The sequence below is a fragment of the Marinobacterium maritimum genome (genome assembly GCF_039523155.1).
GTDB lineage: Bacteria > Pseudomonadota > Gammaproteobacteria > Pseudomonadales > Balneatricaceae > Marinobacterium > Marinobacterium maritimum.
In genome coordinates, this window is record NZ_BAAAET010000001.1 from 520770 (window position 1) to 532277 (window position 11508).

6 protein-coding genes are annotated in these 11508 nt (G+C 60.2%); 4 read left to right on the forward strand and 2 right to left on the reverse strand.

The genetic code is table 11. The features are described 5' to 3' along the window. The first annotated feature begins 72 nt into the window (after window positions 1-72). Together ABD013_RS02325 and pbpC are read left to right on the forward strand one after the other, a co-directional pair. A complete protein-coding gene (locus ABD013_RS02325) occupies window positions 73-4962 on the forward strand; it encodes an alpha-2-macroglobulin family protein (RefSeq protein ID WP_343801668.1) in 4890 nt (1629 codons plus the stop codon). Between the two features lie 24 nt (window positions 4963-4986). Further along, entirely contained in the window at window positions 4987-7296 is a 2310-nt protein-coding gene (pbpC, locus tag ABD013_RS02330) for a penicillin-binding protein 1C (protein WP_343801671.1), read from the forward strand. Here the strand turns inward: pbpC and ABD013_RS02335 are convergent. Further along, window positions 7265-8479: a multidrug effflux MFS transporter gene (locus tag ABD013_RS02335; protein WP_343801674.1), complete on the reverse strand. Its 1215-nt coding sequence runs from the start codon at window positions 8477-8479 to the stop codon at window positions 7265-7267. The two genes, pbpC and ABD013_RS02335, sit on opposite strands and share 32 nt — an antisense overlap. A 172-nt stretch (window positions 8480-8651) precedes the next feature. Between ABD013_RS02335 and ABD013_RS02340 the strand changes: the two genes are divergently transcribed. Both ABD013_RS02340 and fabV read left to right on the forward strand, forming a co-directional pair. After that, window positions 8652-9335: a TetR/AcrR family transcriptional regulator gene (locus ABD013_RS02340; protein WP_343801677.1), complete on the forward strand. Its 684-nt coding sequence runs from the start codon at window positions 8652-8654 to the stop codon at window positions 9333-9335. A gap of 100 nt (window positions 9336-9435) precedes the next feature. Next, a complete protein-coding gene (gene fabV / locus ABD013_RS02345; RefSeq protein ID WP_343801680.1) occupies window positions 9436-10632 on the forward strand; it encodes an enoyl-ACP reductase FabV in 1197 nt (398 codons plus the stop codon). A gap of 531 nt (window positions 10633-11163) precedes the next feature. On the opposite strand, the gene cspE is transcribed toward fabV, so the two are convergent. Then, window positions 11164-11373: a transcription antiterminator/RNA stability regulator CspE gene (cspE, locus tag ABD013_RS02350; protein WP_343801683.1), complete on the reverse strand. Its 210-nt coding sequence runs from the start codon at window positions 11371-11373 to the stop codon at window positions 11164-11166. Window positions 11374-11508 lie beyond the last annotated feature (135 nt).

Below are 11508 nucleotides of genomic sequence, written 5' to 3' on the forward strand. Positions count from 1 at the left end.
AAGTTTCAAGGATAGGGTTGGATTGGCGCTCAGGGCGTGATTCGACCCGCCGTCATGGCAATGGAGTTGATCATGCCCTCTCTTAAGCGCTCGCTTATCCTCCCAATGCTGTTGGGCTCCCTGTTGGCAGGGTGTTCTGATGATACCCCGCCGGATGTACCCGCCACGCCTTCTTCGCAACAACCGGAAACAGCGACTGAGAGTGTCAGCCAGAACGCCTCGGCCCAGGTTACGCTCAGGGTTCAGGATATCAGTGTGCAGACCTGGCAGGGGCGCCAGGCCGCCGCAGTGACGCTGTCTACCCCGGTGGCGCTGGACCAGCCGTTTGATCCCTGGCTGATGATCGAGACCGATACCGGTGAGGTGCTGCAGGGCGGCTGGGTCGCGGACAAGCGGGGCAAGGTGCTCTATTTCACCGGGCTTGAACCCGAGCAGAACTACCGTGTTCGCGTGCGCCCGGGGCTGATTGCCGCCAACGGCAGCACCCTGGCCAACCTGTCCAGCGTGGTGATCGAGACGCCGGCGCTGCAGTCGGCACTGGGCTTTGCCGGGCGTGGCAACCTGCTGGCGCATCGTCTGCGTCAGGGACTGCCGGTGATGGCGGTCAATGTGGAACAGGTGGACGTGGACTTCTACCGTATCCCTCAGGCCGGCCTTGTCGATTTCCTGGCCCGTTTTGGTCAGGCGACTCAGTTGAGCAGCTGGGATGCCGAACGCTATCTGGACCGGGTGGAGCTGACCTGGTCCGGCCGCTTTGATCTGGAGCTGGATGCCAACACCCGTGCCACGCGATACCTGCCGATTCATGATGTCGAGGCGTTGAGTCAGAGTGGCGTCTATCTGGCGGTGATGCGTGAAGCCGGCAATATCAGCTACCGTTATCCTGCGACCTGGTTTGCGGTGACCGACCTGGGTGCTCAGGTGAGATTGTACAAGGATCAGCTGCAGGTGCAGGTGAATACCCTGTCAGGGGCGGACCCGCTGGCCGGAGTACAGCTGACGTTACTCGATGAAAAAGGACATTCGCTGGCGAAAGCCGCAACCGACCGAGAGGGGCGTGCTGGCCTCTTGGCCGACCAGCTGGAATCGGGCTCGCTGACTTCGGCGCCACTTTTGCTGTTGCAGAAAGGCCCGGAGACCTCCCTGCTGCGCCTGTCCGGTCCGGCGCTGGATCTGGCTGAGTTCCCGGTAACGGGGCCGACCCGCCTGCCGCAGGAAGTGTTCATCTACAGCCCACGTGATCTTTATCGCCCCGGCGAAACGCTGGTGTTCAGCGCACTGCTGCGCTCTGACCGCGGCGAGGCGGTGCCGGGCATCACCCTCAAGTCACAACTGGTTCAGCCAGATGGTCGGATCGTGGCCAGCCAGCGCATCGAACCTCAGTCGTTGAACTACTACGAGGCGGAACTGCAGCTGCCGGCAGATGCCCCCACCGGTGAATGGCACTGGCAGCTGGTGCTGCCCGATGGCAGCCAGCGGGAATATGCCGTGCAGGTTGAATCTTTCCTGCCCGAGCGCATGTCGCTCAACCTGGAGACAACCGAAACCTTGGCGCCTGAGGCAGATTTCCGAGTCAAAGTGCAGGGCGATTACCTCTATGGCGCACCGGCAGCGGATGCCCGCCTGCAATCACAGCTGCTGGCTCGGCTGGAACCGCACCCCTTCCCGGCCTTCAAGGATTACTGGTTTGGTCATCCCAATGACCAGGCTCTGGAGCGGCGCGAGGATCTGGCTGAAATCCAGTTGGATGCCGAAGGTCGTGGCGAAATCCTGGTTGAATCTTACTGGCAAGAGCTGACCAGTCCGCTGCGCCTGCAGACCTATGCAAGCTTGCTGGATTCCGGCGGTCGTCCGGTGACGCGGCGTGCAGCATCGGTGGTCATACCGGCCGAGCGTCTGCCGGGGATTCGTCCTCTGTTCGCCAATGATCAGGTGGATTATGAAAGCAGCGCTGCATTCGAGCTGGTGCTCACCGATGGCGAGACACGCCTGCCAGCAGAATCGCTGCAGTTGAGCCTGATCCGTGAACGCCGAGATTACCACTGGAGCTGGAGCGATGCCGAAGGCTGGCAGAGTCACTACACCGAACGCCATTATCCCGTCGAGCAGCGCGAGCTGAGTCTGGCCGAAAGCGGGCGTGTCGAGGTCAGCCTGCCGGTGGAGTGGGGCTATTATCGGGTGGAGCTCAAGGACCCGCAGACCGGGATGGTATCGGCCTACCGTTTCCGCGCCGGCTGGGACCCGGATGCGCTGTTGATGGCAGGACGTCCGGATCGTATCGGTCTGAGCCTCAATCAGCAGACTTACGCCGCGGGTGACCAACTCAAGGTGCAGGTGCGTCCGCCGGCGGCAGGCAAGGGGTATCTGCTGCTGGAGTCGGATCGCTTGCTGCATCGTGAAGCGGTGCAGATCCCGGCTGAGGGTAAGGAGTTGTCACTGACGTTGAAACCCGAATGGATGCAGCAGAACCTCTACCTGAGTGTCCTGTTGCTGCAACCGGGTGACGCCGACAAGGGCAGTTTGCCGATGCGCATGCTGGGTATCGAGCCAGTCCCCCTGGCAACCGAGGAGCATGCGCTGGAGATCGCGTTCGAGGCATTGCCTGAACAGGTGCGCCCGGAGCAGCGGATCGAAGTGCCGCTCAAGGTCAGCCGTCGCAACGGTCAGCCGTTGCCGGACCAAGTGCAGGTCACATTGGCTGCCGTCGACGTAGGTGTGCTGTCGATTACCGATTTCGATACACCCGACCCTCTGGCCTGGTTCTTCGACCCCGGCGCCTACCCGGTCGAGGTGCGTGATAACTATTCCGACCTGATCGATGCTGAAGCGGGGGCGATGGCCCGGCTGCGTTTTGGTGGTGATGCCGACCTGAGCCGTGGTGGTGCCCAGCCGCCGACCGATGTGCAGATACTGTCGCTGTTCTCCGGCGCTCTGGCGGTAGACAGCGAAGGGCGTGCCCGTATTCCGCTGGATCTGCCGGCGTTCAATGGCAAGGTTCGATTGATGGCACTGGCGTTCTCCGAGGATATGCTGGGTTCGGCGGATCGAGAGCTGCAGATCGTGGCCCCGGTGGCCGCTGAGCTGAACCGGGCACGCTTCCTGTCGCCGGGTGACAGCACTCGACTGACGCTGGACCTGCATAACCGAACCGAGCAGACGCAGATGCTGCAGGTGGAGCTGATGGCAGGACTGGGTATGCGTCTTGATGGCCGCGCAGATCGCTGGCAGCAGAGCGTCGAGCTGGCGGCAGGCGCCCGTATCACGCTTGCATTGCAGGCAACCGCCGGCCAGCAGTTTGGTGCCGTTCCCCTGTCCTTGAAGGTCAGCGGCATTGACGGAGAGCCGGATATTGAGCGCCAGTGGACGCTGGGTGTGCGGCCGGCGTGGCCGGCCCAGTCGCTGAGCTGGCAGCAGCCGGTCCAGCCGGGTGATACTTTCGAACTCAAGGGCAATGCGCTGCAGGGCCTGTTACCACAGACGCTGAATGCGCAGCTTAGCCTGGCAAACCGTCCGCCGCTGAATGTGGCGCGTCACTTCAGCGAATTGCGTGCCTATCCGTACGGCTGTGCCGAGCAGACTACCAGTGGTGTTTTTGCCCAGCTCTACGTGACCCCGGACCTGTTGGCCACTCTGGGACTGGAAGGGGAAGCACCTGCCAAGCGCCGTGCCGCTGTTGAGCTGGCGATCCGTCGCCTGTTTGGCATGCAGCGCAACAACGGCAGTTTCGGCCTGTGGAGCAATGACAGCCCCGAGGAACCCTGGCTGACGGTGTATATCACTGACTTTCTGTTGCGGGCGCGTGAGGCGGGCTATGCGGTTTCCGAGCCGGCGTTGAAGCAGGCACTGGAACAGACCAGCCGCTATCTGCGCAACCCGAGCCGCATCAATGGCGAGCTTTTGCATGACAGCCGCTCCCGCTTTGCCGTGCGTGCCTATGCGGCACAGGTGCTGGCCCGCATTGGGCAGGCGCCGCTGGCGGAGCTGCGCAACCTGCTTGACCACCGTGCGGAAGAGTCCACATCGTTGGCAATGATTCAGCTGGGCCTGGCGTTGCAGAGTGCCGGCGATGCAGATCGTGCCGGCAAGGCGCTGCAGCGTGGGCTGCTGGGCATGAACCGGGATACCTTCCTGCGCACTGATTACGGCAGCCTGGTGCGTGATCGAGCACTGGCGCTGTTCTGGCTGCTGGAAGCGGGACAGCCGGAAGCTCAGTGGCTGCCGCTGCTTGAGCCGCTGCAGGCGTCCATCGTCGGAAGAAACTGGTTCAGCACTCAGGAACGCAATGCGCTCTTCCTGGCCGGTCAGGCGCTGAGTCAGAACAGCGGTGGTGCCATGCAGCTTGAGATCGAAGGGGCATTGCAGCTGGCGGTCAATGACAGCGAGCGTCGTTTCACACTGGCCGGCGAGTCGTTGCTGGAAGGGCTCAGCATTCAGAACTCGGGGGAAAGCACATCCTGGCTTAACCTGCGTCTGCAGGGCTACACGGATCAGCCTCCGGCCGCGTACAGCCAGGGGCTGAGCGTTGAGCGTCACTACTATGATGCCGATGGCCAACCGCTCGAACTGAGCCAGCTCAAGACTGGTGATCAGGTGCTGGTCGAGCTGGATCTGCGCAGTGAAGAGTCGATCCCCGATGCATTGGTTGTCGATCTGCTGCCGGCGGGGCTGGAGCTGGAGAACCAGAATCTGGCCACCAGTCTGGAGATGTCAGAACTTAAAATCGGTGAGGAGAGTATCACCGAGCTGATGTCGCTGGTTGATCTGCGTCATCAGGAGTTCCGCGATGATCGCTATGTGGCTGCAGTGAAACTGGACTGGGGCCGGGCGCGCCTGTTCTATCTCGCTCGCGCGGTGACACCGGGTGAGTACCGGGTGCCGCCCAGCTTTGCCGAGTCGATGTACCGGCCGGAGCTGCGCCACCTGGGTGGCGACAGCGGAACGCTGATCATCCGGGCACGCTAACCCGGGATGACAGGAAAACGCTGGTTGTGGTTACTGCCACCAGTCCTGCTGGTGGTGCTGGCCTGGGGACTGGATCGAGTGTTTCCGTTGCCGGCTCCGCCAGCGCCTGCCACGCGGGTGTTGGCGGAGGACGGCGAGCTGCTGCGTGCCTTTCTCTCGCCTGACCAGACCTGGCGTTATCCGATAGCCCTTGAGCAGGTGGCGCCGGTCTACCGCGAGGTGCTGTTGGGCTATGAAGACCGAGCCTTCTACTACCACCCCGGGATCAACCTCCTGTCCATCCTGCGGGCTGCCTGGCAGAACCTGAATGCCGGCGAAGTGGTCTCCGGCGGTTCAACCCTGAGCATGCAGGTTGCCGGCATGCTCGATCCCTATCCGCGCACACTGACCGGCAAGCTGCGTCAGGCCCTGCGCACCCTGCAGCTGGAGTGGCACTACAGCAAGGACGAGATTCTCAACCTTTATCTCAACCTGGCCCCGTTCGGCGGCATGCTGTCTGGAGTTGAGTCGGCCTCACGGCACTATTTCGGCAAGCCCGCGTTGCAGCTCAGCGATGCCGAAGCCGCGTTGCTGGCGGTACTGCCGCAGCGGCCCAGTGACTGGCGTCCGGACCGTTATCCGCAGCGTGCTCGCCGTGCACGTGACAAGGTGCTGCAGCGGATGCAGGCGCTGGGGCTCTGGTCGCAGGCGCGGGTGGAGGCGGCGCTGCGCGAGCCCGTGGCCGCCTTGCCGCCGGAACCTCCATTGCTGGCCCCTTTGCTGGCGCGGCGCCTGCGACAGGTCTGCCCGAGCTGCACCGAACTGCCTACCCTGATCGATGCCGGCTTGCAGCGGCAACTGCAGTCACTGGTGGAGAGCTATAGCGCACGGCTGGACGAGCGCCAGTCGCTGGCGGTGATGGTAGTGCGCAACCGCGACCGGGCGGTGCGGGGTTATGTGGGCAGCGCCCGTTTTGGTGACCCGGCCAGTCAGGGGCATGTGGATATGACCTCGGCCATCCGCTCGCCGGGTTCCACGCTGAAGCCCTTTGCCTATGGCATGGCGCTGGATAGGGGATTAATTCATTCCCATTCGTTGTTGCTCGATACTCCACGATATGGACTGCGCTATCGGCCGCACAATTTTACCGGCGGCTTCAGCGGACCTGTGACAGTCATGGAATCCCTGCAGCGCTCACTCAACCTGCCGGTGGTGCAGCTGTTGGAGCACCTGGGCGCGGACAGCTTTGTTGCCGGCTTGCAGAACGCAGGGCTGGAGCTGCAAGGAGAAGGGGTACGCCAACCGAACGCTTCGGTGGTTCTCGGTGGTGTGGGCAGTACTCTGGAATCGCTGGTGGGGACCTATACCGCGCTGGCACGGAAAGGGCAGGCCGGGGCAGTGCGCCTGCAACCACAGCAGCCGGACCCTGATCGCTGGCTGATGAGCCCGGGTGCCGCCTGGATCAGTTGGCGCATGCTGGCGCAGAACCCCTGGCGGGCGCTGGGTCAGGTCAGCGAAACACCCTGGCGCCTGGCCTGGAAGACCGGTACCAGCTACGGCTATCGCGATGCCTGGGCGCTGGGTGTGTCGCCAGAGTGGACAATTGGTGTCTGGGTGGGGCGTCCGGATGGCAGCCCAAGCCCCGGCCGTTATGGGCGTCAGGCCGCTGCTCCCCTGCTGTTCCGGGTGCATGAGCTGCTGCCCGAATCGAGTCAGTCGTTGACGCAGCCGGCCAGTGTCAGTCGCCAGACTGTCTGCTGGCCGCTGGGCACATTGGAATCACAGTCGCACAATCATGCCGGCAACTGCCTGCAACGGCATCAGGCCTGGCTGCTGGATAACACGGCGCCACCCACACTGCCGCAGGCACCGGATTTGCTGCAACCCGCCTTGCTGCGTGCGATTTGGCAGGATGCCGAGACAGGACTGAGGGTAGCGCCGGGTTGCAGGGCAGAGGGGCAAAAACTGGAACAGCAGAAGATCGCGCTCTGGCCGCTACAGGCCGAACCCTGGCTCAAACCGGAGTGGCGTCGTGACGAGCGCCTGCCGACTGCTGCGAACAGTTGCAGTCGTTTGCGGTCCACTGCGGAGAGTCTTCGCATTATCGGTATCGAGGCGGGCAGTCATCTGCAGTTGCCACCGGGGCGCACAGCGCTGGAGGTTGATCTGCGGGCACGGGGTGCACAGGGTGGGCTGAATTGGTACCTCAATGCCGAGCCCCTGCCCGAACAGCCTGGACAGGGGCTCGCCCTGACACTGCATGACAGCGGGGATTACCGCCTCAGTGTCGTAGACGCCAGTGGCAATACCGATTCCATCGAGTTCAGCTTTCAGCGCTCGGACACTGGCGAATAGCATGACTGCGACTGGGCAGCAGCCAAGCTCCCAGCAGGTTACCCACCAGGCTGACACCAAACATCACCACGATCATTGGCAGCGGCGTACCATCGCCAAGCAGCCCTACGACCGATCCGGCCAGTGCGCCTGCGGCAAAACCGCTGGCACCGAGCAGAGCGGTAGCAGTGGCGGCGGTACGCGGGAAAAATTCGCTGACGCCCGCCATGCCGTTGGCGACGACGAAGCCTTGCACGCCGATATACAGCATGATCAGACCGACGACAAGCCAGAGCGGTGCACCCGTTAGCGTAAAGGCCAGCAACATAAGACTGGCGGTCAGTAGCTGGATACGTTGGGCGCTCTGCAACAATTGCTGGGCACTGAACCGATGCAGCAGGCGGATATTGAGCTGATTACAGGCCAGCAGGGTCAGGATATTGAGGCCGAAAAGCACCGTGTACAGACTTGGAGAAGCACCGTAGTAGTGGATGTAACTGCCTGAAGAGCCGGTGATAAAGGCGAACAAACCGGCATAGCTGAACGCCACCGAGAATAGATATCCGAGGGCCGTTCGGTGTTTCAAAACAGCCAGGTAGCTGCGCAACGGGCTGGGCAGGGGGCCATCGTGAGGCTGACGGGTTTCGGGCAGGCGCAGTGTCAGTACCAGCAGCATCAGTAGCGCATAGGCTGCCAGGAAGAGAAAGATCGCGCGCCAGTTGGCGACTTCCAGTAATACGGTGCCCAATACCGGTGCCAGCAGGGGCGCGGTCATCAGAATGCTGGCCATGCGACTCATCGCCTGGGCACTGTCGCGCCCGGAGTGGCGGTCGCGGATAACCGCAGCGGAGTTGACGACACTCATGCCACCACCGAAGCCCTGCAGAATGCGTGCGGCCAGCAGTGTCTCGATTGAGTTGGCCAGCATGGCCGCGATGGCACCAAGAAAGAACAGGCTCAAGCCGCTGAAAATGGCCCGACGTCGGCCAAAGCGGTCCGAGAAAGGACCGCCGGTAAGCTGACCGCAGGCAAAACCGGCCAGGAACAGGCTCACCGACAGCTCCACCTGATGAATGGAAATGCCAAGTTCGGTGGCAATGGTCGGAATGGCTGGCAGATAGGCATCCGTTGACAGAGGGCCGAGAGCCGTGAGACCGGCCAGCATCAGTATCAGGCCTGGTATGGGAATCTGTTTAGCGGTCATGGCTACGCCTCGTATGCATGGTCAATGGAGCTGCTGTCAGCCGCACCGGAAAAACTTGGAAGGGTCGGAGTGCTCAAGTAAAGCTTGATTTGAGTGTAATGTAATTTACGTTACATTAATATGGCTGTTGCATTGATGCAAGCCGATATAATCGTCAGGTGACGCTGATATAATGAGTGCAGTTAAAGATGCAGATAAGCTGATGAATAACGTGCAACCAGAAGCCAATGCCAAACCCTGCGGCCTGACGCCCAAGGGACTCGAGCGACAGAAAAGAATCCTCGATGCTGCCCATGAAGTCTTTCTGGAGCAGGGTTACGACAACGCCAGTATCAACGAGATCATGTGCCGGGCCGGTGGCTCGCTAAGTACTCTCTATCGCCTGTTCGGCAACAAGCTCGGGTTGTTCGAGGCGATGATGACGCAAACCTCCAACCGGGTGTTCGCCGCTTTTGAAGCGGTGGAATGTGCCGCCAAACGCGGCGATTCGCCCGATCAGGCTCTCAAGCGCTATGGACACCTGCTGCTGGAGCGGGTGCTGAGTCCTGAAGCGGTGGGGCTCTACCGGCTGGTCAGCATGGACTGCAGCAGCGAGCGCGAGCATATCCAGTCGCTGTTCTATACTCAGGGTCCTAAGCGGATCAATGAAAAGCTCAGTGCCTATCTGCAACAACAGGTTGAACAGGGTGTTATGCAGATCAGGGATACCGAGATGGCCGCGTTCCAGTTCCTGGAGATGGTCAAGGGCAACTTCCAGCTGCGGGCACTGATGGGCATGTCGATCAGCGATGATGAGCGTAACAAGGCGGTTGATCAGGCGGTCGACTTGTTCCTGTATGGCGCTATTGCCCGCTAAACAAGGGCTGTCACCGGGTGGGTGCTGTTGTCCGGCCCGCAAATACGGTATCTTAGGCAGCAATTTTGTACCTGAACATAATGATGGCACCGAATCGAATATGATTATCAAACCGAAAATTCGTGGCTTTATCTGTACGACCACGCATCCTGTTGGCTGTGAAGCCAATGTCCGTGAACAGATCGCATACACCCAGGCCCAGGGCAAGATCGAAAACGGTCCCAAGCGCGTGCTGGTGATCGGCGCATCCAGTGGTTACGGTCTGTCTTCACGCATTGCCGCCGCTTTCGGCAGCGATGCCGCCACCATCGGTGTCTTCTTCGAAAAACCGGGTACCGAGCGTAAGCCGGGTACGGCTGGCTGGTACAACGCAGCTGCCTTCGACAAGTGCGCCAAGGAAGCGGGCCTGTACGCCAAGAGCCTGAACGGCGATGCCTTCTCCCATGAAGCCAAACAGAAAACCATCGATCTGATCAAGGAAGACCTGGGTCAGGTGGACTTGGTGGTCTACTCGCTGGCCTCCCCGGTGCGCAAAATGCCGGAAACCGGTGAAGTGGTGCGCTCCGCGCTGAAGCCGATCGGCGAGCCCTACCGCTCCACCGCGATCGACACCAACAAGGACGTGATCACCGAAGCCGAGATCGAACCGGCAACGGAAGAAGAAGTGGCCAACACTGTGACCGTCATGGGCGGTGAAGACTGGGAACTCTGGGTCAATGCGCTGGAAGAGGCCGGTGTGCTGGCCGAAGGCTGCAAGACCGTGGCCTACAGCTACATCGGTACCGATATCACCTGGCCGATCTACTGGCACGGTGCGCTGGGCAAGGCCAAGCAGGATCTGGACCGCGCAGCCAGTGAGCTGAACGGCAAGCTGTCCGGTGCCCACAATGGCCAGGCCAACGTGGCAGTACTGAAGTCCGTGGTCACTCAGGCCAGCTCCGCCATTCCGGTGATGCCGCTGTACCTGTCCATGGTGTTCAAGGTGATGCGCGAGCAGGGCATTCACGAGGGTTGCATGGAGCAGGTGCACCGCCTGTTCAAGACGGGTCTGTATGGCACCACTGCCGAGATGGACGATGGCAACCGCTTCCGTATGGACGACTGGGAGCTGCGTGATGATGTGCAGAAAGCCTGCCGTGACCTCTGGCCGCAGGTGACCAGCGAGAACCTGTTCGATGTAACCGACTACCAGCTGTACAAGGACGAGTTCCTGAAGCTGTTCGGTTTCGGTATCGACGGCGTTGACTACGAAGCCGACGTGAACCCGGAAGTGCAGTTCGACGTGATCGATATCTAAGCTCGTTTCACAGCTGATAAGCCCCGCCCGGTGTTTAGCCGCGCGGGGCTTTTTCGTTTAAGGGCGCCCGCGTTGCGCACAGAGCGGTCGTAAGAGGGGATCGGAGCTTTGCGGTAATATGACCCGAAACGGCTTCGGTATGCCTCTTGACGCAACTGACTGGCAAGCCCAGGATGGGCTCCTTTTTGAATAACATTGAGGTGGGTGCAGATCTCATTCCGCTAATCATCCGGATGAACCTCAGTAATATGGTTGGGTGATTAAAGCCGATAATTGGATATTAAAGTGCAGCACTGCTGCGTTAATACATCCGAAAAGGCGACCGATAAGTGAATCAATAATGAAGTAAATAGGGGTTGAACTGAAGGGCAATCCGCAACGGCAGGTGATTGGCGTTTTATAAAATATTGATTCATTATTAAAAAAGCAACAGCTGCTCGGGATAGCATCTTTCTCAATTCAGCCCGCTTTCCAGAGAAACAAAAAACGGACCTCAAGGGTCCGTTTTTAATCGGTTACTAAACTCGAGGTTTAGATCGCGGATATGTTTTCAGCCTGAGGACCTTTCTGGCCATGAGTAACAGAGAACTGAACTTCTTGGCCTTCAGTAAGGGTTTTGAAGCCTGAACCCGAAATCGCACTGAAATGGGCGAAAACGTCCGGACCACCGTTCTTCTGTTCGATAAAGCCGAAGCCTTTAGTTTCGTTGAACCATTTAACGGTGCCAGTAGTAGTAGACATAATAGTATTCTCGTTCAAAAAAATGTTCGAACACTGCAGCAAAATGCTGAACAGGTTCGGATAATGCTCTTAATAATACAAGGACTTATGAAAACAAAACGAGGTACATACGATTAGGCAGGACGTCGAAAAGGC